A 23,482-nucleotide genomic window follows, 5' to 3' on the forward strand; every position below is an offset into this window, starting at 1 on the left:
TTGCGGAAGGGGCAACGGGGAGAGGGCGCTCTGAGAACCGGGGTGAGGCGCCCTCCGCCTGGGGGTGCGGCAGAGGGGAGGGACGCCGACGGTTCGGCGCGGTGGCTTCCCGTGCGGCCCGCTTGCGGGTGGCTGCCGTCCCTGAGGCGGCTCGCGCGCGTTACGACCCACCGTTGCGGTTGCCAGTTCCGGTGGGGGCTGGCTGTTCATTCCGCGCCTCCGTTGCCGCCCCGGGCAAGGCCCACGACGCCAGGCAAGACCCGCGCCCCTCTGCCGCACCCCAACCAACGCCCGCGTCCTCCCCCTCCACCGCCCCGATCCTCCCCGCCGTCCGTGGTGGCCCTCCGCGGTGTGGCACGACTGTCAGTGGGGCGTGGCAGGATCGGGGGCGTGGCAGAGACAGCATCGAAGAAGACCGACAACAGTCCCGGCGGCAGCCGCCCGCGCCTGATGCTCATGGACGGGCACTCATTGGCGTACCGCGCGTTCTTCGCGCTGCCCGCGGAGAACTTCACGACCGCGACGGGCCAGCCGACGAACGCGATCTACGGCTTCGCCTCGATGCTGGCCAACACCCTGCGCGACGAGGCGCCCACGCACTTCGCGGTGGCCTTCGACGTGTCGCGCAAGACCTGGCGCTCCGAGGAGTTCACGGAGTACAAGGCCAACCGCTCCAAGACCCCGGACGAGTTCAAGGGCCAGGTCGAGCTGATCGGCGAGCTGCTGGACGCGATGCACGTCTCGCGGTTCGCGGTCGACGGCTTCGAGGCCGACGACATCATCGCCACGCTCGCCACCCAGGCCGAGGCCGCCGGCTTCGAGGTGCTGATCGTCACCGGTGACCGCGACTCCTTCCAGCTCGTCAGCGAGCACACCACCGTGCTCTACCCCACGAAGGGTGTCTCCGAGCTGACCCGGTTCACCCCGGAGAAGGTGTTCGAGAAGTACGGCCTGACCCCCGCCCAGTACCCCGACTTCGCGGCCCTGCGCGGCGACCCGTCCGACAACCTGCCCGGCATCCCCGGCGTCGGCGAGAAGACCGCCGCGAAGTGGATCAACCAGTTCGGTTCGTTCGCGGACCTCGTCGAGCGCGTCGAGGAGGTCAAGGGCAAGGCCGGGCAGAACCTGCGCGAGCACCTGGAGGCGGTCAAGCTCAACCGCCGCCTCACCGAGATGGTCCGCACCGTAGAGCTGCCGAAGACGGTCGCCGACCTGGAGCGCGCCCCGTACGACCGCAAGACGCTCGCGATGATCCTCGACACCCTCGAGATCCGTAACCCCTCGCTGCGCGAGCGCCTCCTGGCCGTCGACCCGGGCGCCGAGGAGGCCGAGTCGACACCGGTCGTGACGGCCGGCGTGGAACTCGACGGCACGATCCTCGGCACCGGCGAGCTGTCCGCATGGCTCACCGAGCACGGCACCGAGACCCTCGGCGTCGCCACGGTCGACACGTGGGGCCTCGGCACCGGCTCGGTCGCCGAGATCGCCCTCGCGGCAGCAGGGGGACCGGCCGCCTGGCTCGACCCCACCCAGCTCGACGAGGCCGACGAGAGGGCCCTCACCGGCTGGCTCGCCGACGCCGCCAGGCCCAAGGTCTTCCACAACGCCAAGGGCGCGATGCGCGTCTTCGCCGAGCACGGCTGGAGCATCGCGGGCGTCTCCATGGACACCGCGCTCGCCGCCTACCTCGTCAAGCCGGGCCGCCGCTCCTTCGACCTGGACGCCCTGTCCCTGGAGTATCTCGGCCGGGAGCTCGCGCCCGCCGCCGCGGCCGACGGCCAGCTCGCCTTCGGCGCGGACGACGGCGCCGAGGCCGAGGCCCTCATGGTGCAGGCCCGCGCGATCCTCGACCTCGGCGAGGCCTTCGAGGCCCGGCTGACCGAGGTCGGCGCAGCGGACCTGCTGCGCGACATGGAGCTGCCCACCTCCGCGCTGCTGGCCCGCATGGAGCGGCATGGCATCGCCGCCGACCGGGCGCATCTGGAAGCCATGGAGCAGATGTTCGCGGGCGCCGTCCAGCAGGCCGTCAAGGAGGCCCACGCGGCCGCTGGGCACGAGTTCAACCTGGGCTCGCCCAAGCAGCTCCAGGAAGTCCTCTTCGGCGAACTGGGGCTGCCCAAGACGAAGAAGACGAAGACCGGCTACACCACGGACGCGGACGCCCTGGCCTGGCTCGCCGGCCAGACGGACAACGAACTGCCGGTGATCATGCTCCGCCACCGCGAGCAGGCCAAGCTGCGCGTGACGGTCGAGGGCCTGATCAAGACCATCGCGGCGGACGGCCGTATCCACACCACGTTCAACCAGACGGTCGCCGCCACGGGACGGCTCTCGTCCACCGACCCCAACCTCCAGAACATCCCCGTGCGCACGGACGAGGGCCGGGCCATCCGTCGCGGCTTCGTGGTCGGCGAGGGCTACGAGTCGCTGATGACGGCCGACTACAGCCAGATCGAACTGCGCGTCATGGCCCACTTGTCGGAGGACGAGGGCCTCATCGAGGCGTTCACCTCCGGCGAGGACCTGCACACCACGGTCGCCTCGCAGGTCTTCGCCGTCGAGCGCGACGCCGTCGACGCGGAGATGCGCCGCAAGATCAAGGCCATGTCGTACGGGCTCGCCTACGGTCTGTCCGCCTTCGGCCTCTCCCAGCAGCTGAACATCGAGGCGGGTGAGGCGCGTGCCCTGATGGACACGTACTTCGAGCGCTTCGGCGGCGTCCAGGACTATCTGCGCCGTGTGGTCGACGAGGCGCGGGCGACGGGCTACACGGCGACCCTCTTCGGCCGCCGCCGCTACCTCCCCGACCTCAACAGCGACAACCGCCAGCGCCGCGAGGCCGCCGAGCGGATGGCCCTCAACGCGCCGATCCAGGGCACGGCCGCCGACATCGTCAAGATCGCGATGCTCAACGTCGGCAAGGCCCTGAGCGAGGCGGAGCTGACCTCCCGCATGCTGCTCCAGGTTCACGACGAAATCGTCCTGGAGATCGCCCCCGGCGAGCGCGACCGCGTCGAGGAGATCGTCCGCCGGGAGATGGCGGGCGCGGTCCAGCTGCGCGCCCCGTTGGACGTCTCGGTGGGCGTGGGTCCGGACTGGGAGTCGGCGGCGCACTAGCCTCCGGCGGTGGGGCGGGGATGCGGGCGGCGTGACGGGTCGGGTTCATGGCCGGCGGCGCCCCGCATTCGCCCATCGACCAGCCCGCCCCCCAACCTGCCCCGACCCGCCCCCCAATGTGCCGCGAGAGGGGGTCCCAGGCGGCGCAGCCCCCTGGTGCGGCTCCGCCGAGTCGGGCGCGACCAGCCCCCACTCGCCCGCACCAGCCCAACCCCTCACTTGCCGCGAGGGGGGCACAGGGGGCGTACCCCCCTGGTCAGGGGACTGGTAGGGGCGGCGGGGGCGAGAACAACCCCCGCCCACCCGACCGTCACCCACGTGGTCCCCGACAAGACGCCCCCCACCCCCTCGCCCGTAAAGATGCGGACATGGGTATACGCACGCTCCACCGCCAGACGGCTCCGGCGCAGGCGACCACCGATGCGACCGCGTCCACCCCAGCCGTGCACGTCCCGCCCTTCTCGGCAGCGGCCAGCACTCCCCGCATCCCCACGGACTTCGCCACAACCCTCCGCCGAGCGGCCACGGACGTCCGTCACCGCCTCACCCGGAGGGACTGGCTCCACCGCAGGGACCTCCGCCTCTGGGCCGACCAGGCCCGCGGCTACCTCGCGCTGCTCCTCAGCGCGGTCCCCCGCTCCCGCCCGATGCGGACCATGACGGTGTTCATCGCGACCGTCGGCACAGTCACCGACCCTTCCGGCGACCCGACCCCCGGCAGCACCGTCACCGACGCCCCGGACGGCTCGGCTCCCGCCCGGCACGTTCAGGCGCCCGGACCGGACGCCACACCCTGACCGCCACGGCGTACCCCAGCACCCCCAGCACCAGCCCCGCGCCCACGCCGAAGCACAGCGTCGGGATCAGCTCCCACGGCCTCGCGGAGGACCCCCAGTAGGCCCACCACCGCGAGGCCCTTTGCACCGCCGCGACGAGCACACAGCCGCCGATGCCGACGGCGGCCCACCACCGGTCGCGCACCGACAGCGCGGGCACGCCCACCGGCTCGCTCGCCGGCACCCGCCGTACCGCGTACACGACGAACCCGGCGATCACCACCGCGGCCACCGCCGAACTGCCGTACTGCAGGTACCAGTACAGCGGTGACCCGGCGATCGTCTCGCCCAGCACCGGGAACAGCCGCATCCCCCACCGGTCGAGGTGCGTGAACGCGTCCCACACGACATGCGTCAACGCCCCGAGCGCCGCGGACACGTACCACCGCGCCACCAGCGCCGGCCGTACACGCGCGCGTGGCGCCCCGCAGCGCAGCAGCGCCGCCACCCGCCCTTGCCGCGCCCTGGGCAGCAGCGCCACCAGTGGCTCCCGGATCAGCAGCCAGAGCCCCACCAGCGCCCACGCGACGAGCACGTCGACGGTGAAGACGCCCGGGAACGAATGCGTGACGTCCCCGAATTCCATCGCCTCGGAGAACGCGCTCGCCGCGAAGTAGGTCATGTCGGGAGCGAAGGAACCCGCCACGAGAACGGCCGGAACCAGCCGCCCCCGCCCGGTTCCGTCGGCACGCACAACAGGCAACACCGCGGCCGCGTGACTGAGGGTGAACGGCAAGAGGCCTCCCAAGGCAGGAAACGGACCGGCCCAGTATGGCCAACTGGTGAAAACCGGGCACGAACGGGTGCCCGAGCAAAGGAAGTTGTCGTAGGGTCGCCTGGGTCACCCCGCCGGGGAGCGGGGCGAACGGCAACATCGAACAGCAGAACCAAACAGTAGAACCGAACAGCAGAAGAACGCAGGGAAAAGCTCCACGAGGGCAACCCGCGCCGCGGGTCGATCGTCACACCATGGCGAGCATGTCGGACGGAGACGGGCGCTCGGCGTCCACGGGAGGGGTTCACTTTATGTCGGCGCAATTCGGCAGGCGGCTGCGCAAGGGGGCGGTGGCCACCACCGTCGCCGCCGCGGCGGTCGCGGCACTGTCCGCGTCCCAGGCACCCGGTGTGTCGGTCGACGACAACGGCAGATCGACCACCGCCGACGCCCAGCCCACTCCCGACGCGAGCGACGACGACGGCGCGACCGGCGGCTCGCCGTTCTACATGGACCTGCCGCCCCTCAACAGCCCCAGCCCCGCCCCGAGCGCGGGCAGCGGCGGCACCGGCGCTACCGGCACCGGCGAGGCCGGCATCCCCGCGACCGTCCTCGACGCCTACAAGCAGGCCGCGGCGGCCCTCCAGGAGTCCAAGCCCGGCTGCAACCTGCCCTGGCAGCTCCTCGCCGCCATCGGCAAGGTCGAGTCCGGCCAGGCCCGCGGCGGCCGCGTCACCGCCGACGGCACCACGATCGACCCGATCCTCGGCCCCCAGCTCGACGGCAACGGCTTCGCCCTCATCCCGGACACCGACAACGGCGTCTACGACGGCAACAGCACCTACGACCAGGCCGTCGGCCCCATGCAGTTCATCCCCTCCACCTGGGAGTGGGCCGGCCGCGACGGCAACGACGACGGCAAGAAGGACCCCAACAACATCTACGACGCGGCCCTCGCCGCCGGCCACTACCTGTGCCGCAACGGCTGGGACCTGTCCGCGCAGGCCGACATGAACCGCGCGATCCTCAGCTACAACAACTCCCAGGACTACCTGCACACGGTCCTGTCGTGGCTGGAGTACTACCGCAAGGGCACCCACGAGATCCCCGACGGCACCGGCAGCCTGCCCAGCCACCGCAGCGACGACAACGACACCGCGAGCCCGTCGCCGTCGCCTACCCCGCCGTCGACGCCCAACACGCCCAACACGCCCAGCACGCCCGCCACCCCGAGCAGCCCGCCCCCGTCGGACACCCCGTCCACGCCCGGCACCCCCACGCCCACCCCCACCCCGACCGACACGGTCGACCACCTGGAGGACGCGGGCACCGCGAAGCTCACCGCGCAGGCCGGGGACACGTTCAGCAAGCGGATCAGCACCCGCGCCGAGACCTCGGCCGGCAAGGCCGTCGGCAAGGTCCGTATCCGCTTCACGATCGTCGGCGACACCGACACCACCTTCACCGGCGGCGAGAGCGTCGCCACCATCGTCACCAACAGCTCCGGCGTCGCCGTCGCGCCCGCGCTGAAGGCCGGTGAGAAGACGGGCGACCTCACCGTCCGCGCCACCGTCGTGGGCCGCGCGGTCGCCGGCCTCGACTACAAGGCCACCGTCACCGAGCGCGTCGCCGACACCCTCGCCCGCACCAGCGACACCGCGCTGACCTGCACCCCGGGCGGCGAGTTCGCCGACCAGGTCGAGGTCAAGGCGACGTACGACGGCGCCGTCGCGGACGGCGTTGCCGCCACCGCCACCCTCATTACCTCCGCGGACGACACCACCGAGAACACCAAGGGCCCCTACTTCAAGGACGCGGACGGCAAGACCGTACGCACCCTGAAGGGCCTGGAGACGGACGCGAACGGCCTGCTGAAGCTGCCGAAGCTGTACGCCGACGACACCACCGGCACGTTCCTGCTCCGCATCAACACCGCGGGCGGCGCGTCCCTGACCGTCGAACTGACGGTGGCGGCGGCCGCCGAGCCGACCGAGTCACCGAGCCCATCGGCCAGCCCCAGCGCGTAAGTTCGCGCACTTTCCCGTACGACCGCGACGGCGCCCTTCTCCGGAAGGGCGCCGTCGTCGTGTGCAACGTGTTCTCATCTCGGCCGCCCGTTGCTACGGTGCCGGACCTGACGATGTATCAGTTCCGGGCTCACGGGATCCGGTCGGGAGGCCGTCATGCGTGCCCTCATCGCCGCCGCGATCGGCCTGGCCGTCGCGCTCGCGCTGGTGTTCACGATCACCGCGATGGGCTCGCCGACCGGCAGGACATCGCCGAAGCCGCTGCTCACGACCGTGCCGTCACACCCGTAACCGCCCGGGAGGGAGGCCGAGATGCGCCGCAAGGCCAGCCTGATCCTGCTCGCCCTCGCCGTGTTCTTCGCGGCACTGTCCCCGATGCTGCGCTGGTACGCCTTCCCGCGCCTGGCGAAGATCCCGGCGAACCAGTACCAGGACATGGTCCTGGAGGCCAAGGACGCCACCCTCGTCGACAACTCCCTCCAGGAGAAGAAGGTCTCCAAGATCACCATCGTGCAGACCCTCAAGGGCAACGTGGAGGCCTCGGAGAAGATCGAGAAGACGCTCGGCCGGGACGTCGTCGTCTGGGACAGCCTGTCCTACGCCCAGGACCCCGACGGCAAGATGGTCGCCTACATCCCCGAGCGCTACATCTTCGACGCCCACAGCCAGGACCCCGTCCACGCCACCGGCGAGATGGTCGACGGCGACCCGGTCAAACGCGAGGGCATCGAGTTCAAGTGGCCCTTCCAGACGGAGAAACGGGACTACGAGTACTTCGACGCGCAGACCCGCACCAGCAACCCCATCCACTACAAGGGGACGCAGAACTTCCGCGGCCTGGAGGTCTACTACTTCGAGCAGACCATCCCCTGGACCCAGGTGAAGTTCCCCAAGAAGCTGCCCGTCGCCGGCATCACCCCCGAGCAGATCGCCAAGACCGGCATGACCCGCTGGTACACCACGGTCCGCAAGTTCTGGGTCGAGCCCGTCACCGGCGCCCCCGTCTACGGCGAGGAGATCCACAAGGAGGAACTCCGCGGCGGCACCCTCCTGGGCGACCGTGAGAAGGTCACGGCGTTCGCCGGCCACGTGAAGATGCGCGAGGACTACATCGAGCACACGGTCGACCTGGTCAAGTCCAACCGCCTGCTGGTCCTGCTGATGACGACGTATCTCCCCTGGGGTTTCCTCACCCTCGCAGTGCTGCTCCTCGCCCTCGCCCTGTGGCTGGAGGCCCGCAGCCGCCGCCCGGACGACCCCGTGCCCACGACGGCCGACGAACCGGAACCGGTCACCGCCTGAGGCGCGCGTTCGTGTGCCGCGTCGGCTCAGCGGTCGCCGGGTCCTCCGGCCACGGGTGCTTCGGGTACCGGCCGCGCAGCTCCGCCCGTACGCCCTTGTAGCCGTCCTTCCAGAAGGAGGCGAGGTCGGCGGTGACGGCCGCGGGCCGCCCGGCGGGGGAGAGGAGGTGGACGAGCAGGGGCACCCCGGCGACCCGCGGGGACTCCTGCAGCCCGAACATCTCCTGCAACTTGACGGCCAGAACGGGCTGTTCGGGCTCGGAGTAGTCGATCCGGATCCTGGACCCGCTCGGCACCGCGATCCGCTCGGGCGCGAGCTCGTCGAGCCGCCCCGCCTCACCCGAGGCCCACGGAAGCAGCCGGTTCAATCCCTCTCCGGCATCGATCCGCGCCAGATCCCCCCGCCGCCGCGCCCGCCCGAGCTCCGGCTCCAACCACTCGTCCACGCGCGCGTGGAGCGCGTCGTCGGACACGTCGGGCCAAGGTTCGCCGAGATGCATCCGCAGAAAGGCGAGCCGCTGCCGCAGTACGCCGGCCTCGGGCGACCAGCGCAACAACCCGAGCCCCTCCTGCCGCAGCCCTTCGAGCAGCGCCTCGCGTACGAGGGTGGCGTCGGCGTCCTTCAGCGGCCGCGACGTCAGCTCGATCGCCCCGAGCCGCTCGACGCGCCGCGCGACGACGTCCCCGTCGGCCCAGTGGACCTCCTGCGCCTCGGAGTACATCGAGGCCGCGGCCGACCGCGCCGTCTCCTCGTCGACGACCGCCGCGAGCTGCACACGCGCGTGCCCCTTCCCGACGGGCCGATCGGCGACGGCCACAGCGATCCAGGGCGCCCCACGCAGCCCGGAACCGTCCGGCAACTCGGCCCGAGTACCGGACGCCATGAGATAGGAACCACCGTCCGCTTTGGCAACCCGCTCAGGAAAAGCAAGAGCAGCAACAACCCCGACGAGCCGCTCATCACCACCGACATGACTCCGCCCGCCACGCACCACCCCCAGCCCGGGGCCCTCTTGCGCCCGCCGGGTGCCGCTTCGCCCGGGCTGGACGTCGTCTTGCCCGCGCTGGGCGTTGCTCTGCCTCCGCTGGGCGTCGCCTTGCCCGCGCCGCGTGCCGCTCTGCCCCCGCCCAGCCTGGCCCTGCCCGGCGTCAGCCTCTTCAGCGCCGTTCGCCTCATCGGCCTCGGCGTTCACCCCTACCGGAAGAGGGTCACGGGTGGGCGGGTGGGAAAACCCCGTGGAGACGGCCCGCAGCCGCCGTACCTCCGTGCGCCACTGTCCCGCATAGGCGTCACCCCCACGCCGAGCAGCCCGAAGCGCCGCCGCGAGATCGTCGCCGTACTCCCGCGGAACGTCCTCCGACAACAGCGCCACCACCTCGGCCGCGTCCCCCGGCGCGTCCAGCAGCGCCCGCCCCAGCCGGGGATGCACCCCCATCCGAGCCAACCGCACCCCCCGCTCCGTGGCCCGCCCGACGGAGTCCACCGCCTCCACCGCCACGAGCGCGGCCCGCGCCGCCGCCATCGCCCCACCCGGCGGCGGATCGAGCAACGCCAGCCCGGACGCGTCCGGATCGCCCCAGCAGGACGCCTGGAGCGCGAACGCCGTCAGGTCGGCCACCTTGATCTCCGGCGACGGAAACAGAGGCAGACGCGCGTCCTCGGCCTCCGCCCAGCACCGGTACACCGCCCCCGGCGCCTCACGCCCGGCCCGCCCCGCCCGCTGCCGCCCGGCAGCCCGCGAAGCCCGCACCGTCGTCAACGCGCTCAACCCGCGCGCGTGATCCACCCGAGGCTCCCGAGCCAGCCCGGAGTCCACGACCACCCGCACCCCGGGCACCGTCAGCGAGGACTCCGCGACGGACGTCGCCAGAACCACCCGCCGCCGCTCCGCGGGAGCCAGCACCGCGTCCTGCACGGCCGCCGGAGCCCGCCCGTGCACCTGGAGCACCTCGACGTCACCCAGGCCGCCGAGCTGCCCGGCCACCCGCGCGATCTCCCCGACGCCCGGCAGGAAGCACAGCACGTCCCCCGCCCGCTCGGCCAACGCCCGCCGCACCACCGACGCCACATGCGCCAGCAGCGCCGGATCGACCCGCATCCCGTGCGGCGGCCGTACCGGCCGTACCGGCGGCGCCCACACCACCTCCACCGGATACGAGACCCCCGCCGCCTCGACGACCGGCGCCCCGCCCAGCAGCCGCGCCCACCCCTCGGCGTCCGTCGTCGCCGACGCGGCCACCAGCCGCAGCTCTGGCCGCAGGGTCTGCCGTACGTCCCACAGGAAGGCGGCGGACGTGTCCGCGTCCAGATGCCGCTCATGGCACTCGTCCAGCACCACCACGTCGACGCCCGTGAGCTCCTGGTCCCGCTGCAACCTCTGGAGCAGCACACCGGTCGTGACGACCTCCACGCGCGTGTGCCGGCCGACGACCCGCTCGCCGCGCACGGTGTATCCGACGCTCTCCCCGGCCTTCTCGCCGAGCAGCCATGCCATCCGCCGGGCGGCGGCGCGGGCGGCGATGCGGCGCGGTTCGGCCACGAGCACACGGCGCGCGGGGGCGTCGGCGTCCAGGAGACCCGCCAGGGCCAGCGGCACCAGGGTCGTCTTGCCGGTGCCGGGCGGCGCGACGAGGACGGCGGTGCCGTGCCCCTCCAGGGCCTCGTTCAGACCGGGAAGGGCACTGCGTACGGGAAGGGAGTCCAGGGCGTCGTAACGGATCACGCACTCAGTCTCGTACGCACACGAAGATCGCCGTCCCCGGGATCAGGTTCCCGCGCAGGGGCGACCAGCCGCCCCACTCCGAGGTGTTCCAGGCCGGCCACTCCGGCTCGACGAGGTCCACGAGACGGAAGCCCGACGCCGCGATGTCCCGCACCCGGTCGCCGATCGTCCTGTGGTGCTCGACGTACACCGCGCGGCCCTGCTCGTCCTGCTCGACGTACGGCGTGCGGTCGAAGTACGAGGCGGCCACCGACAGCCCCTCCGGGCCCGGCTCGTCCGGGAACGCCCAGCGGATCGGGTGGGTCACCGAGAAGACGAAGCGGCCGCCCGGGCGCAGTACCCGGCGCACCTCCGTCAGGACCCGCACCGGCTCGGCGACGAAGGGCAGCGCCCCGTACGCCGAGCAGGCCAGGTCGAAGGAGGCGTCCGCGAAGGGGAGGGCGCCGGCGTCGGCGCAGACCAGGGGGAAGGAGCCGCCGATGCGCAGCGCGTGCTGGAGCTGGCGGTGCGAGATGTCGAGCGCGACCGGGCGGGCGCCCTGCGCGGCCAGCCAGCGCGAGCACTGGGCCGCGCCGGCCCCGATCTCCAGGACACGCCTGTCCTTCAGGTCCTCCGGCGCACCGAGCAGCTCGGCCTCCACCTCGTCCAGGCCCTCGGGGCCCCATACGAAGCGGTCGTCGCCGAGGAACGTGCCGTGTTCCACCTGGTACTCGTCGGCGTTCCGGTCCCACCAGCCCCGGTTGGCCCGGGAGCTCTCGGCGGCTCCCGCGTCGCGCCGCGTGGCCTCCGGTTCGAAGTCGGACTCGGCCGCGGACTCGGAAGAAGTGGGCTCTTGGATGATCGGCTCCCTCGTCGTACTCTTCCCTCCAACCCGTCCCCACGGGTGTCACGGAAGAGGTGTCTCAGGCCTGCGTGGCCTCCAGAGACAGTTCTTGTGCCGGGTATGCGGCGATCCGCCCCGGGTGTGCGCCTTCGCGCATTGACCCTGCCCGGCTGCCCCCGTATGCTACAAGTTGCGCTGCGGGCCTGCGCACCTCAGACGTAGCAGGCTGCGCTCGCATCTGTTGTATGTCCCCTCGGTTCTCGAGGCGCCATCACCAGTCACTGGTGGGGCGCTTCCTTGGCTGTCCGGCTTCATCAGAGCGATACGGGCTCCCGGCGTAGCAGTACCTACGACTTTCTGTCCGTAACCGGAGCCCTTTCCCACATGACGAGCAGCACCGAGACCACCGCCACCACCCCGCAGGTTGCGGTCAACGACATCGGTAACGAGGAAGCTTTCCTCGCCGCGATCGACGAGACGATCAAGTACTTCAACGACGGCGACATCGTCGACGGCGTCATCGTGAAGGTCGACCGGGACGAGGTCCTGCTCGACATCGGTTACAAGACCGAAGGCGTTATCCCGAGCCGTGAGCTCTCCATCAAGCACGACGTCGACCCCAACGAGGTCGTCGCCGTGGGCGATGAGATCGAGGCCCTGGTTCTCCAGAAGGAGGACAAGGAAGGCCGCCTGATCCTCTCGAAGAAGCGCGCCCAGTACGAGCGTGCCTGGGGCACCATCGAGAAGATCAAGGAAGAGGACGGCATCGTCACCGGTACCGTCATCGAGGTCGTCAAGGGTGGTCTCATCCTCGACATCGGCCTCCGCGGCTTCCTCCCGGCCTCCCTGGTCGAGATGCGCCGTGTCCGCGACCTCCAGCCCTACGTGGGCAAGGAGCTCGAGGCGAAGATCATCGAACTGGACAAGAACCGCAACAACGTGGTCCTGTCCCGCCGTGCCTGGCTGGAGCAGACCCAGTCCGAGGTCCGCCAGACGTTCCTCACGACCCTCCAGAAGGGTCAGGTCCGTTCCGGTGTGGTCTCCTCGATCGTCAACTTCGGTGCCTTCGTGGACCTGGGTGGCGTCGACGGTCTGGTCCACGTCTCCGAGCTGTCCTGGAAGCACATCGACCACCCGTCCGAGGTTGTCGAGGTCGGCCAGGAAGTCACCGTCGAGGTCCTCGACGTCGACATGGACCGCGAGCGTGTCTCCCTGTCGCTGAAGGCGACGCAGGAGGACCCGTGGCAGCAGTTCGCCCGTACCCACCAGATCGGCCAGGTCGTCCCGGGTAAGGTCACGAAGCTGGTTCCGTTCGGTGCGTTCGTCCGCGTGGACGAGGGCATCGAGGGTCTGGTCCACATCTCCGAGCTGGCCGAGCGCCACGTGGAGATCCCGGAGCAGGTCGTCCAGGTCAACGACGAGATCTTCGTCAAGGTCATCGACATCGACCTCGAGCGTCGTCGCATCAGCCTCTCGCTGAAGCAGGCCAACGAGTCCTTCGGTGCCGACCCGGCCTCGGTCGAGTTCGACCCGACCCTGTACGGCATGGCCGCGTCCTACGACGACCAGGGCAACTACATCTACCCCGAGGGCTTCGACCCCGAGACCAACGACTGGCTCGAGGGCTACGAGAAGCAGCGCGAGGAGTGGGAGCGCCAGTACGCCGAGGCGCAGACCCGCTTCGAGCAGCACCAGCAGCAGGTCATCAAGAGCCGCGAGGCCGACGCCGCTGCTGCCGCCGAGGGTGGCGACGCCGCGGGTGCGGCTCCGGCCGCGGGTGGCGGTTCGTACTCCTCCGAGGGTGCGGACACCTCCGGTGCGCTGGCTTCCGACGAGGCGCTCGCTGCGCTTCGTGAGAAGCTCGCGGGTGGCCAGAGCTGAACGCTGGCTCGCTGAGGCTTAGCCGGTAACTGAGGGGCCGTACCTTTCGAGGTGCGGTCCCTCAGTGCTGCCCGGGCCAGCTCTTCGGGTGCAGGCCGGTGGGGGCTTGGCGCGCAGTTCCCCGCGCCCCTAAAAGCCTTGGCCCTCCCCCCGGCCTATGAAAAGGCCGTAAGAGACGGCTGATCAGGTGTCCTCGTGGGAATGCCCCTGCTCCAGGGGGCGTTGAAGCGTATGAACACGAGGAGGAGCGGTCACTGTGCTTGATCCGCAGGGTTTGTACGCATGGGAGCCGAAGGGGCTGGCCGTCGTCGACATGGCGCTCGCCCAGGAGTCGGCCGGCCTTGTCATGCTCTACCACTTCGACGGATACATCGACGCGGGCGAGACCGGCGACCAGATCGTCGACCGGGTGCTCGACTCGCTGCCCCACCAGGTCGTGGCCCGTTTCGACCACGACCGGCTCGTGGACTACCGCGCCCGCCGTCCGCTGCTCACCTTCAAGCGCGACCGCTGGACCGACTACGAGGTCCCCTCGATCGAGGTGCGACTCGTCCAGGACGCCACCGGGGCGCCCTTCCTGCTGCTGTCAGGCCCCGAGCCGGACGTGGAGTGGGAGCGCTTCGCGGCGGCCGTCCAGCAGATCGTGGAGCGGCTCGGCGTCCGGCTTTCCGTGAACTTCCACGGCATCCCCATGGGCGTCCCGCACACCCGCCCCGTCGGCCTCACGCCGCACGGCAACCGCAACGACCTCGTGCCCGGCCACCGCAGCCCCTTCGACGAGGCGCAGGTCCCCGGCAGCGCCGAGTCGCTCGTCGAGTACCGGCTCATGGAGGCCGGACACGACGTCCTGGGCGTCGCCGCGCACGTTCCGCACTACATCGCGCGCTCTCCGTACCCGGACGCGGCCCTGACCGTGCTGGAGGCCATCACGGCGGCGACCGGTCTGGTGCTGCCGGGCATCGCGCACGCGCTGCGCACCGACGCGCACCGCACGCAGACCGAGATCGACCGCCAGATCCAGGAGGGCGACGAGGACCTCGTGGCGCTCGTCCAGGGCCTCGAGCACCAGTACGACGCGGCGGCGGGCGCCGAGACCCGCGGCAACATGCTCGCCGAGTCGACCGACATCCCGTCCGCCGACGAGATCGGGCTCGAGTTCGAGCGCTTCCTGGCGGAGCGGGAGGGCGACAACTGAGCCCGGTGGGGTGCGTTGTCAGCGGCACCGCCTAAGCTGCGGCTCATGCTGAAGGTGGGCCTGACCGGTGGGATCGGTGCCGGCAAGAGTGAGGTGTCGCGGCTGCTCGTCGAGCGGGGGGCCGTGCTGATCGACGCGGACCGCATCGCGCGCGAGGTCGTCGCGCCGGGTACGCCCGGACTGGCCGCGGTCGTGGAGGCCTTCGGGGCCGACGTGCTCGCCGCCGACGGCAGCCTGGACCGGCCCAAGCTGGGGTCGATCGTGTTCGCCGACCCCGAGAAGCTCGCCGTGCTGAACTCGATCGTCCACCCCCTGGTGGGCGCCCGCTCCCGCGCCCTCGAATCCGCCGCCGACGAGAACGCGGTCGTCGTCCATGACGTCCCGCTCCTCACCGAGAACGGCCTCGCCCCGCTCTACGACGTCGTGGTCGTCGTCGACGCCAGTCCCGAGACCCAGCTCGACCGCCTCGTCAGGCTGCGCGGCATGACCGAGGACGACGCACGTGCGCGGATGGCCGCCCAGGCGACGCGGGAGAAGCGCCGGGAGATCGCGGACATCGTCATCGACAACGACGTACCCCTGGAAGACCTGCGGCGACGCGTGACGGAGGTATGGGACGAGCTCGTACGAAGAGCCGGCGCGCCCCGTGACGCGTCCCAGGCGTCTCGGAGTTCGTCCCAGGCGTCTCAGGAATAGCAGCCCCTCGTCCGGGCGTTGAACCCTTCCAGTGAGGGAAGGACTCTGCCGTGCCCGAGACCAGCGGTTCGACCGGACGTACTCCGGAGACGCATGTCATCGACTTCCGTGCCGCCGAGCAGTTGCTCGCCGCACGGGACCCGCAGGGCGCGGTGAAGCTGCTCGACCAGGTGATCGCCGCGCACCCCGAGAACACCGCCGCCCGCCTGCTGCGCGCGCGTGCCTTCTTCGCGGCCGCGCAACTGCGGCCCGCGGAGCTGGAGTTCACCATCGTCCTGGAGCGTGAGCCGGACAACGCGTTCGCGCATTTCGCGCTTGCCCGCACCTACGAGCGCCAGGCCCGCCCGGACCAGGCCAAACGCCACTTCCGGCTGGCCGCCGCACTGGACCCGAACCCGCAGTACCTGAAGGCGGCGCGGTTCGACTCGTGACGGCTCAGGGCGCGGGCCGGTCCGGAGGCCGGTCCTCCGGCCGTGCGTACGGCGGCCGCTGCCCCGGCGACCCGCGCGGTGGCCGGTGCTCCGCCGGCCGGTACGGTGGGACGTCCGGGCCCGGCTGGTAGTGCGGGCCCTGTCGGATGTGCCGGAGGATCAGGGTCAGATCGACGGTGATGACCAGCCAGAGCACCCCGCAGGCGGCGGCCCACCCGGGTCGGCCCGCGAGGGCGAACGCGGCCGTCCCGAAGATCGCCCAGACCAGCCCCCACACGCTCAGCCAGAACCGGGCCCGCAGCGCACTGCGCGCGGTCGTAGGCTCACTGCCCGTACGCATCGGGATCATCACTCCTCTCTGCCAACGTACTCCTCGTCCCCCTAGTACTCCTCGCCGGAGGGCGCGTGCTGCCGGACACCGATGAGCTCGCCGAGGTGCTGCTCGACCTCGCGGTACCCCATGAGGACATCAACGCGCTCGTCGCCCAGCGGCGGACGCTGACGGCCGACGCCGGAGCGATGCGACTGGTGGCGGAGTGCGTCGAGGCGCTGGTGCGCGACATGGGGGAGATCGTCGAGTACGGCGACGGCTTGCAGCTGATCGCGCGGACCGCCGAGGCACCGGCGGCGCTGCGCCGGATCTTCCCCGCGTACGTGTTCGTCGCGGCGCTGCCGCACACGCGCGCGTACCACCGGGCACGGGGTGTCCCCGCCGACGTCTCCCGGCGCACCCTCACCGACCTCGGGCGGAACATGGCCGTCCACCGCAGGCGGCACGGGACGACGGGAGTCCAGTCCCCGCAGTGGCTGGTGCTCCATCTCCGCGGTGAGCTCTACCAGTTGGGGAGACTGCACTTCCAACGGGCGCGGCTCTGGTCGGGTGCGGCACGAGGGCTTGCGGCGGCGGGGATGACGGCGACCACCGGCACGCTCTGTCTGGACCTGCACATCCCCGACTTCCTCGGCCCGCTGACGCCGGCCGCGTGCGACCGTTCGGTGGCGCTGGCGGGCGAGTTCTTCGCGAAGCACTACCCCGAGGAGGAGTACCGGTCGGTGATGTGCCACTCCTGGCTGCTGGACCCGCAGTTGAAGCGGTACCTGCCGGCCGACTCCAACATCGTCCGCTTCCAGGAGCGGTTCCGGATCGCGCCGCGGGATGTCGAGTCGGCCGACACCGAGCCGGTCCAGTTCGTGTTCGGGGACCCGGAGTTGCCGGTGGCGGGACTGCCTCGGCGTACGTCGGTGGAGCGGGCGGTGGGCGACCATCTACGGTCGGGCGGGCACTGGTACATCGGGCACGGGTGGTTTCCGCTGCCCGAGGAGGGGCTCCGTCCCTCGAACGGGTGAAGTCGTTCGAGGGGGGAACGGGCTTGCGGATGCGGGCCGTTGGACGGGCATGGAACTGAAAATGCGTGAGGGGTACGAGGGGACGGGACCGGGGGCGATCACTCCGGACGGCTGCGCGGTGGAGCTGTATTCGCGGCTGCCGGTGTACGACGAGCCGGACATCATCGCCGCGGCCGTGCCGCCGGGGGCGCACATCCTGGAACTGGGCTGCGGTGTGGGCCGGATGACCCACCCGCTGTTGGAACGGGGCTTCCGGGTCACGGCGGTGGACGAGTCCCCGGAGATGCTGGCCCGCGTGCAGGGAGCGCGCACGATACGCAGCACGGTCGAGGAACTCGACCTGCCCGAGACGTTCGACGTGGTGATGCTCGCGTCGTTCCTCGTGCACACCGGCGACACCGAAGTGCGACGCGGGATGCTGCGCGCCTGCGCCCGGCATGTGGCGGAGGGCGGGTGCGTACTGATCCAGCGGGAGGGCGAGGACTACCACACCAACCTGCCACGCGAACGCGTCGACCCCAGCGGCTTCACCGTCCGGATGGTGTCGGCGGAGCCGGTCGGCGACGGGGTGAACTCGGTACGCGCGGAGTACGAGTTCCCGGACGCGGTATGGACCCAGACGTTCCTGGCCCGGCCGCTGACGGAGGAACAGTTCGAGGAGGCACTGGGGGAGGCGGGCCTGCGGGTGGACAAGTATCTGACGGGGGACCGGATATGGGTGCGGGCGGTGCGTGCGGAGAGCGCTGCGTAGACGGGGCTGCATTCGCGGGTCGGCGATGAGTTTCGGTGTGAGATCGCTGGCCGGGCGGCGATGAGTTTCTGTGCGGGGGCCGGTCTATCTCTGTGACAGCACAACGGACCGCATCCCACAGGAGCCCCCGATGTCCGAGACCACCGTTTCCGTCCCCGCCGCCGCGTCCGCCAACTCCGGTACCGGCACCGTCGTCGCCGAGTCCGCGAGCGCCCGTGGGCGCCGCGCGAGGATCGCCCTGCGCACCATTCAGGTGCTGCTGGCCCTGTTCTACGCGTTCGCGAGCGCGCTGCCCAAGCTGATCGCACACCCCACGGCCGCCGACGCCTTCGCCGAGATTGGCTGGGGCAACGCGGGGATGTACACCATCGGCGCGCTCGAACTCGCCGGTGCGATCGCGTTGTTGGTGCCGGTGCTGCAGTCGGTGGCGGCGGTGGCGTTGAGCGGGCTGATGGTGGGCGCGTTCGTGGTCCAGGTCTCCTACTTCGACGGGGAGAACGCCGCGACCCCGCTGATCCTGATCATCCCGCTGGCCCTGATCGCCTGGGCCCGCCGCGGCCAGAACGCCCAGCTGCTGCGGCTACTGCGACGCCGCTCGTGACAGCCGCGCCGGCGCCCTGCCGGCCTCGCTGCAAACCCCGGCGGGCTGGTCGACCCAGCCTGTCCGGGGTGTGCGGGGGGAGCTGGCACTGCCTGATGTCGGTCCGCTTCCTCTGAAGCGCGGGTCCGAGCATCGAGCCCGTCCGGTGTTTGAGGGCGGGCGTCGCCTTCTCTGCGCTGGCCCGCATCTCTCAGCCCGTCCGGCGTTTGAGGACGAGGCCCCTTCAGGGCCGAAGCGGGGGTCTGGGGGCGGCAGCCCCAAGGGAGGCGGGGTCGAAGGGGCAGAGCCCCTGGAGGATGGGACGGGTAGGGGCGGCGGGGGCGAGAAAAACCCCTCGGTCACCGCCCGCCCGTGCGACCACCCTTACTTCCACCCGGCACTCCAGGCACCCCACCCATCCCCCGCAGCCGCTCCATGTCCCGCCGGTCCCGTTTGGTCGGCCGCCCCGCACCCCGGTCCCGGATACCCGCCGGAGCCACCGCCTCACGAGGCGGAGGCGGCGGACTGTTGTCGACATAGCACTGCACCGCGACAGGCGCCCCCACCCGCTTCCGAATGAGGCGCTTGACGACGACGATCCGCTCCCGCCCTTCATGCACCAGACGGACCTCGTCACCGACCCGGACGGAGTGGGCCGGCTTGACCCGCTCACCGTTCACCCGGACATGACCGCCCTTGCAGGCGGCGGCACCGGCGGACCGGGTCTTGATCAGCCGCACGGACCAGATCCAGCTGTCGACGCGAACCGTCTCACCCTGCTGAGGCCCAGCGGCCTCGGCGGCAGCAACCGCGGCGGCGACCTGCGGATCCGCCCCCGCACCATCACCACGACCGTCCGACTCCGCCCGGGCGGGTGCCGACATCGCGCCGGTAGCGGTCGGCACCTCATCGGCACCGTTCCGACCGGCTTCGGCGGCGCCCCCGCCCGCCCCGCCCTCCACACGTTCAGCAGCCATACCCCGACCTTAGCCCGCCCCCCCACCCCCACCCCGACGCGATTTCCACGCCGAGCCCCACACCGTCCGCTGCCGATTCCGGAGGCGGCGACGACACGGTCGTACCGTGGTGACGTGGACGCTCTCGACAACCTGGACCGGCGTATCGCGGGCTGCCGGGCCTGCCCCCGCCTGGTCGACTGGCGGGAGGAAGTGGCCCGTACCAAGCGCGCCGCCTTCGCCGACCAGACGTACTGGGGGCGTCCGGTGCCGGGATTCGGGCCGGCGGACGCCCGGATGCTGATCGTCGGCCTCGCCCCCGCCGCGCACGGCGGCAACCGCACCGGCCGGATGTTCACCGGCGACAGGTCCGGAGACGTGCTGTACCAGGCGCTGTACGACGTCGGCCTCGCCTCGCAGCCCACGGCGGTGAGCATCGACGACGGCCTCGAACTGCACGGCGTCCGCGTCACCTCGCCCGTGCACTGCGCCCCGCCCGCCAACAAGCCCACCCCGGGGGAGCGGGACACCTGCCGCCCCTGGCTCGTGCAGGAGCTGAGGCTGCTGCGGCCGACGCTGCGGTCGGTGGTGGTGCTGGGTGCCTTCGGCTGGCAGGCCACGCTGCCCGCGCTGGTGGCGGCGGGGTGGGACGTACCGAGGCCTCGGCCCGCCTTCGGGCACGGAGTGCGGGTGCCGCTCGACGGGATCGAGTTGTTCGGCTGCTTCCACGTCAGCCAGCGCAACACGTTCACCGGCCGGCTGACCCCGCAGATGCTCCGGGACGTGCTGCGCACGGCGGCGGCCGTCAATTGAGGGGACCTGGTCGCCGTACGGGAGTTAAGGTCGCGGGATGCCTCTTCACCCGGAGATCGAACCGTACGACCACGGCATGCTCGATGTCGGAGACGGCAACCACGTCTACTGGGAGACCTGCGGGAACCCGCTGGGCAAGCCCGCCGTGGTGCTGCACGGTGGGCCGGGGTCCGGCTGCGGGCCCTACTTCCGGCGGCTCTTCGATCCGGCCGTGTACCGGATCGTGCTGCTCGACCAGCGCGGCTGCGGGCGTTCCACACCGCACGCGAGCGTGTACGGGACCGACATGAGCGTGAACACGACCGCTCACCTCATCGCCGACCTGGAACTGCTGCGGGAGCACCTCGGGATCGAGCGGTGGCTGGTGTGGGGCGTGTCATGGGGGTCGGTGCTGGGGCTGCGGTACGCGCAGACGCATCCGGCCGTCGTGTCGGAGCTGGTGCTGACAGGCGTCGCCACGGGGTCGAATCCCGAAGTCGCCCTGTTGACCAGGGGGTTGGGGCAGATCTTCCCGGAGGCCTTCGAGCGGTTCCTGGCCGAGCTGCCCGCGGGGGAGCGGGAGGGGAACCTCGCCGCCGCGTACAACCGGCTCATCGAGTCGCCCGATCCCGAGGTGCGGGCGCGGGCGGCCCGGGCCTGGACGGACTGGGAGACGGCGTGTGTGCCGGCGCCGCCGAGGTCGGTGCCGCGGTACGAGGACGAGCGGTTCCGGATGGGCTTCGCCCGTACCGTCACGCACTACTTCGGCAACGACCACTTCCTGGGCGAGGGCAACGAGGAGGGTGTCGTCCTGCGGGACGCCCCGCTGCTGAAGGGCATCCCCGGAACGCTGGTGCAGGGCAGCCTCGACTTCGGCAATCTGCTGGGGATCGTATGGCGGCTCCACCAGGCCTGGCCCGGCAGCGAGTTGGTCGTCATCGACGACGTGGGACACAACGCGGGAGCGCCGGGCGTGGGGGAGGCGTTGGTGGCGGCGACCGACAAGTACGCCAAGACGCAGGCGGGTTAGCCGGTTCCGGGTCAGCCGGTCTCCCCGAACAACTGCCGTACCGTCGACTCGTAGTTGGTCCGCACGTGCGCGAGGGCGTGCGCGCGGGCCCGCTCCGGGTCGCCGGACGCGATCGCCTCGTACAACTCGCGGTGTTCTATGAGGAGTTGGGGCCACTCCTCGTTCCGTCGGGTCATCCAGCGCAGTCGGCCGGCCACCGGTTCGAGGGCTTCGATCAGCAGGCTGTTGCCGGCCATGGCCACGATGCGGTCGTGCAGCCGGCTGTTGATGTCTGTGATCGTCTCCGCGTCGCCCGCCTCGGTCGCGGTCGCCGCCTCGTCGATGAGCCGCTCGACCTCGGCCAGGTCATCAGGTGTCGCGCGGGCCGCGGCCAGCCCCGCCGCGTACACCTCCAGCGCCTCGCGCAGTTCGAAGAGCTCCTTGACGTCCTGCGGGGTCAGCCGTCGTACGACGATCCGGCGCGGGGTCTCGAAGTGGACGAAGCCCTCGGCGACCAGGGCGCGGATCGCCTCGCGGACCGGCACGCGGGAGACGCCGAAGCGCTCGGCGAGCTCCCGTTCGACCAGTCGGTCGCCGGGGCGCAGCCTGCCCGCGATGATCTCCTGCCGTAGCGAGGCCAGGACGCGTTCGCGGATGGCGCCGAGGGGTTCGATCTTCGTCGTGGAGCTCATGGGGTCATCTTCGCCGACTCCGGAGGTGTTTTACCGAGCGTTAACCGACGCGACATCGGTCGGAACGCTTGACGGGAGGACTATGACCGCAGTTTGGTATACCAAACGGTCGTCATCCTCCTCCGTCCCCGGCTCATGGAGGCCCCGTGTCCCTCGCCGACCGCGCCACAGCCACCGGCGCCCCAGCGTTCGTCCCCGATCCCCGCCTCACCAACGAAGACCTCGCGCCCGCCGAGAAGCGGAACTGGAAGGTCTTCGACCTCTTCGCGATGTGGATGTCCGACGTCCACAACCTGGGCAACTACACGTTCGCCGCCGGTCTGCTCGTCCTCGGCATGAACGTGTGGCAGGTCTTCACCTCGCTCCTCGTCGGCTTCGTGCTCATCTACGTCGGCATGAACTGGATGGGGAAGATCGGCCAGCGCCACGGCGTCCCCTTCCCGGTCGTCAGCCGCATCAGCTTCGGCGTGTGGGGCGCCAACATCCCGGCCCTCATCCGGGCCGTGATCGCCATCATGTGGTACGGCATCCAGACCTATCTGGCCTCGGTCGCGGTGAACGTGATGCTGCTCGCCGCCTGGCCGGGCCTGGAGTCCTGGACGCACAGCTCCTTCCTGGGACTTGACGCGCTCGGCTGGGTCTCCTTCCTCTCCCTGTGGCTGATCCAGGCGCTGATCATCAGCCAGGGCATGGAGTCGGTCCGGAAGTTCCAGGACTTCTGCGGTCCGGCGATCTGGATCGTCATGATCGCGCTCGCGGTCTGGGTGCTGGCCAAGGCCGACTGGACCATCTCCCTCACCACCACCCCGCACCCGGTGTCGGTCGGCGAGCAGTGGCGGCAGTGGTTCGGCGCGATCGGCCTGATCCTCGCCACGTACGGCACGCTGATGCTCAACTTCTGCGACTTCTCCCGCTTCGCCCCGGACTACAAGACCGTCCGCCGCGGCAACTTCTGGGGCCTGCCCATCAACTCCACGGCGTTCGTGGTCGTCTCGGTGATCGTCACGGCCGGTTCGCTGGAGGTGTTCGGCGAGGCCATCACCGACCCGGCGGAGCTGGTGGCCAAGGTCGGCAACACCTGGGTCCTGGTCGTCGCCGCGCTGACCTTCGCGATCGCCACCATGGGCGTCAACATCGTCGCCAACTTCGTCTCACCGGCGTACGACCTAGCCAACGTCTGGCCGCAGAAGATCAGCTTCAAGGTCGGCGGCATGATCAGCACGGTCGCCGCGCTGGTCGTCACCCCGTGGAACCTCTTCTCCAACCCGACCGTCGTCAACTACTTCCTCGGCGGCCTCGGTGCCTTCCTGGGCCCGCTGTTCGGCGTGATCATGCTCGACTACTACTGGATCAAGAAGGGCCGCGTGGACGTCAACGAACTGTTCAACGGCGCCCCCGGCTCCCGCTACTACTACAAGAAGGGCGTCAACCCCAAGGCGCTGTGGGCGTTCCTGCCCTCGGCGGGCGTCGCGGCCGTCCTCGCCCTCGTGAAGACGTTCAGCGACGTGGCCCCGTACTCCTGGTTCATCGGCACGGCGCTGGCGGCCGGACTGTACGCGCTGCTGTGCCGGGACGAGCGCACCGCCGCTACCAAGGCTGTGGAGGTCTGA

Annotated in this window: 21 protein-coding genes; 15 read left to right on the plus strand and 6 right to left on the minus strand. The window is 70.9% G+C overall.

Translation table 11 applies throughout. The features are described from left to right. Positions 1 to 390: 390 nt before the first annotated feature. A complete protein-coding gene (polA, locus tag IQ210_RS18840) occupies positions 391 to 3,117 on the plus strand; it encodes a DNA polymerase I (RefSeq protein WP_194080198.1) in 2,727 nt (908 codons plus the stop codon). Positions 3,118 to 3,485: 368 nt separating this feature from the next. Further along, on the plus strand, positions 3,486 to 3,914 hold the full coding sequence (locus IQ210_RS18845) for a hypothetical protein (RefSeq protein ID WP_194080199.1): 429 nt from the start codon (positions 3,486 to 3,488) through the stop codon (positions 3,912 to 3,914). On the opposite strand, the gene IQ210_RS18850 is transcribed toward IQ210_RS18845, so the two are convergent. Continuing rightward, complete coding sequence (locus IQ210_RS18850) at positions 3,844 to 4,689, minus strand: DUF4184 family protein (RefSeq protein WP_194080200.1); 846 nt, start codon at positions 4,687 to 4,689, stop codon at positions 3,844 to 3,846. The genes IQ210_RS18845 and IQ210_RS18850 overlap by 71 nt on opposite strands. Before the next feature lie 290 nt (positions 4,690 to 4,979). Between IQ210_RS18850 and IQ210_RS18855 the strand changes: the two genes are divergently transcribed. The 3 genes from IQ210_RS18855 (at position 4,980) to IQ210_RS18865 (ending at position 7,997) form a co-directional block, all read left to right on the plus strand. Then, entirely contained in the window at positions 4,980 to 6,695 is a 1,716-nt protein-coding gene (locus IQ210_RS18855) for a lytic transglycosylase domain-containing protein (protein ID WP_194080201.1), read from the plus strand. Between the two features lie 156 nt (positions 6,696 to 6,851). Continuing rightward, positions 6,852 to 6,986: an SPW_0924 family protein gene (locus tag IQ210_RS18860; protein ID WP_194080202.1), complete on the plus strand. Its 135-nt coding sequence runs from the start codon at positions 6,852 to 6,854 to the stop codon at positions 6,984 to 6,986. 21 nt (positions 6,987 to 7,007) lie between these two features. After that, positions 7,008 to 7,997, plus strand: a complete 990-nt coding sequence (locus IQ210_RS18865) for a DUF3068 domain-containing protein (RefSeq protein ID WP_194080203.1) — start codon at positions 7,008 to 7,010, stop codon at positions 7,995 to 7,997. Here IQ210_RS18865 and IQ210_RS18870 read toward each other — a convergent pair. Both IQ210_RS18870 and IQ210_RS18875 read right to left on the minus strand, forming a co-directional pair. Further along, positions 7,987 to 10,719 carry an ATP-dependent RNA helicase gene (locus IQ210_RS18870; RefSeq protein ID WP_194080204.1) on the minus strand — a complete coding sequence of 911 codons (2,733 nt, stop codon included), beginning with the start codon at positions 10,717 to 10,719 and terminating at the stop codon, positions 7,987 to 7,989. The genes IQ210_RS18865 and IQ210_RS18870 overlap by 11 nt on opposite strands. A 4-nt stretch (positions 10,720 to 10,723) precedes the next feature. Beyond that, a complete protein-coding gene (locus IQ210_RS18875) occupies positions 10,724 to 11,560 on the minus strand; it encodes a class I SAM-dependent methyltransferase (RefSeq protein ID WP_194080463.1) in 837 nt (278 codons plus the stop codon). 366 nt (positions 11,561 to 11,926) lie between these two features. Here IQ210_RS18875 and rpsA point away from each other — a divergent pair, with 366 nt between their 5' ends. From rpsA to IQ210_RS18895, 4 genes are all read left to right on the plus strand, one after another. Next, positions 11,927 to 13,423 carry a 30S ribosomal protein S1 gene (gene rpsA / locus IQ210_RS18880; protein ID WP_031166273.1) on the plus strand — a complete coding sequence of 499 codons (1,497 nt, stop codon included), beginning with the start codon at positions 11,927 to 11,929 and terminating at the stop codon, positions 13,421 to 13,423. 256 nt (positions 13,424 to 13,679) lie between these two features. Continuing rightward, the gene (locus IQ210_RS18885; protein WP_194080205.1) at positions 13,680 to 14,618 is read left to right on the plus strand and encodes a PAC2 family protein; all 939 of its coding nucleotides are present in this window, start codon (positions 13,680 to 13,682) and stop codon (positions 14,616 to 14,618) included. A gap of 45 nt (positions 14,619 to 14,663) precedes the next feature. Beyond that, positions 14,664 to 15,314, plus strand: a complete 651-nt coding sequence (gene coaE / locus IQ210_RS18890; protein ID WP_194080206.1) for a dephospho-CoA kinase — start codon at positions 14,664 to 14,666, stop codon at positions 15,312 to 15,314. A gap of 50 nt (positions 15,315 to 15,364) precedes the next feature. After that, the gene (locus IQ210_RS18895) at positions 15,365 to 15,745 is read left to right on the plus strand and encodes a tetratricopeptide repeat protein (RefSeq protein WP_194080207.1); all 381 of its coding nucleotides are present in this window, start codon (positions 15,365 to 15,367) and stop codon (positions 15,743 to 15,745) included. Between the two features lie 4 nt (positions 15,746 to 15,749). Here IQ210_RS18895 and IQ210_RS18900 read toward each other — a convergent pair whose 3' ends face one another. Continuing rightward, entirely contained in the window at positions 15,750 to 16,094 is a 345-nt protein-coding gene (locus IQ210_RS18900) for a DUF6343 family protein (protein ID WP_228047982.1), read from the minus strand. Positions 16,095 to 16,150: 56 nt separating this feature from the next. Between IQ210_RS18900 and IQ210_RS18905 the strand changes: the two genes are divergently transcribed. The 3 genes from IQ210_RS18905 to IQ210_RS18915 all read left to right on the plus strand — a co-directional run bounded on the left by IQ210_RS18905 (position 16,151) and on the right by IQ210_RS18915 (position 18,444). Further along, entirely contained in the window at positions 16,151 to 17,092 is a 942-nt protein-coding gene (locus tag IQ210_RS18905; protein ID WP_194080209.1) for an acyltransferase domain-containing protein, read from the plus strand. Between the two features lie 61 nt (positions 17,093 to 17,153). After that, positions 17,154 to 17,843, plus strand: coding sequence for a class I SAM-dependent methyltransferase (locus tag IQ210_RS18910; protein WP_194080210.1), 690 nt, complete (start codon positions 17,154 to 17,156; stop codon positions 17,841 to 17,843). A gap of 130 nt (positions 17,844 to 17,973) precedes the next feature. Then, entirely contained in the window at positions 17,974 to 18,444 is a 471-nt protein-coding gene (locus IQ210_RS18915; protein ID WP_194080211.1) for a DoxX family protein, read from the plus strand. A gap of 338 nt (positions 18,445 to 18,782) precedes the next feature. Here the strand turns inward: IQ210_RS18915 and IQ210_RS18920 are convergent, their stop codons facing one another. Beyond that, positions 18,783 to 19,307, minus strand: a complete 525-nt coding sequence (locus IQ210_RS18920; protein WP_407699712.1) for an RNA-binding S4 domain-containing protein — start codon at positions 19,305 to 19,307, stop codon at positions 18,783 to 18,785. Positions 19,308 to 19,514: 207 nt separating this feature from the next. Between IQ210_RS18920 and IQ210_RS18925 the strand changes: the two genes are divergently transcribed. Further along, the gene (locus tag IQ210_RS18925) at positions 19,515 to 20,192 is read left to right on the plus strand and encodes a uracil-DNA glycosylase (protein ID WP_194080213.1); all 678 of its coding nucleotides are present in this window, start codon (positions 19,515 to 19,517) and stop codon (positions 20,190 to 20,192) included. Between the two features lie 37 nt (positions 20,193 to 20,229). Next, complete coding sequence (pip, locus tag IQ210_RS18930; protein ID WP_194080214.1) at positions 20,230 to 21,201, plus strand: prolyl aminopeptidase; 972 nt, start codon at positions 20,230 to 20,232, stop codon at positions 21,199 to 21,201. An 11-nt stretch (positions 21,202 to 21,212) separates the two neighbouring features. Here the strand turns inward: pip and IQ210_RS18935 are convergent, their stop codons facing one another. After that, on the minus strand, positions 21,213 to 21,872 hold the full coding sequence (locus IQ210_RS18935) for a GntR family transcriptional regulator (protein WP_194080215.1): 660 nt from the start codon (positions 21,870 to 21,872) through the stop codon (positions 21,213 to 21,215). Positions 21,873 to 22,018: 146 nt separating this feature from the next. On the opposite strand from IQ210_RS18935, the gene IQ210_RS18940 reads away from it, so the two are divergent. Next, a complete protein-coding gene (locus tag IQ210_RS18940) occupies positions 22,019 to 23,482 on the plus strand; it encodes an NCS1 family nucleobase:cation symporter-1 (RefSeq protein ID WP_194080216.1) in 1,464 nt (487 codons plus the stop codon).

The organism is Streptomyces justiciae, assembly GCF_015163075.1.
In the GTDB taxonomy this organism is placed as follows: domain Bacteria; phylum Actinomycetota; class Actinomycetes; order Streptomycetales; family Streptomycetaceae; genus Streptomyces; species Streptomyces justiciae.

Excerpts from the sequence above, each read along its gene's own strand:
- IQ210_RS18845 (WP_194080199.1), top strand. The coding sequence starts at position 3,486 with ATGGGTATACGCACGCTCCACCGCCAGACGGCTCCGGCGCAGGCGACC.
- IQ210_RS18855 (WP_194080201.1), top strand. The coding sequence starts at position 4,980 with ATGTCGGCGCAATTCGGCAGGCGGCTGCGCAAGGGGGCGGTGGCCACC.
- IQ210_RS18860 (WP_194080202.1), top strand. The coding sequence starts at position 6,852 with ATGCGTGCCCTCATCGCCGCCGCGATCGGCCTGGCCGTCGCGCTCGCG.
- IQ210_RS18865 (WP_194080203.1), top strand. The coding sequence starts at position 7,008 with ATGCGCCGCAAGGCCAGCCTGATCCTGCTCGCCCTCGCCGTGTTCTTC.
- rpsA (WP_031166273.1), top strand. The coding sequence starts at position 11,927 with ATGACGAGCAGCACCGAGACCACCGCCACCACCCCGCAGGTTGCGGTC.
- coaE (WP_194080206.1), top strand. The coding sequence starts at position 14,664 with ATGCTGAAGGTGGGCCTGACCGGTGGGATCGGTGCCGGCAAGAGTGAG.
- IQ210_RS18900 (WP_228047982.1), bottom strand. The coding sequence starts at position 16,094 with ATGATCCCGATGCGTACGGGCAGTGAGCCTACGACCGCGCGCAGTGCG.
- IQ210_RS18910 (WP_194080210.1), top strand. The coding sequence starts at position 17,154 with ATGCGTGAGGGGTACGAGGGGACGGGACCGGGGGCGATCACTCCGGAC.
- IQ210_RS18915 (WP_194080211.1), top strand. The coding sequence starts at position 17,974 with ATGTCCGAGACCACCGTTTCCGTCCCCGCCGCCGCGTCCGCCAACTCC.
- IQ210_RS18920 (WP_407699712.1), bottom strand. The coding sequence starts at position 19,307 with ATGTCGGCACCCGCCCGGGCGGAGTCGGACGGTCGTGGTGATGGTGCG.
- pip (WP_194080214.1), top strand. The coding sequence starts at position 20,230 with ATGCCTCTTCACCCGGAGATCGAACCGTACGACCACGGCATGCTCGAT.
- IQ210_RS18935 (WP_194080215.1), bottom strand. The coding sequence starts at position 21,872 with ATGAGCTCCACGACGAAGATCGAACCCCTCGGCGCCATCCGCGAACGC.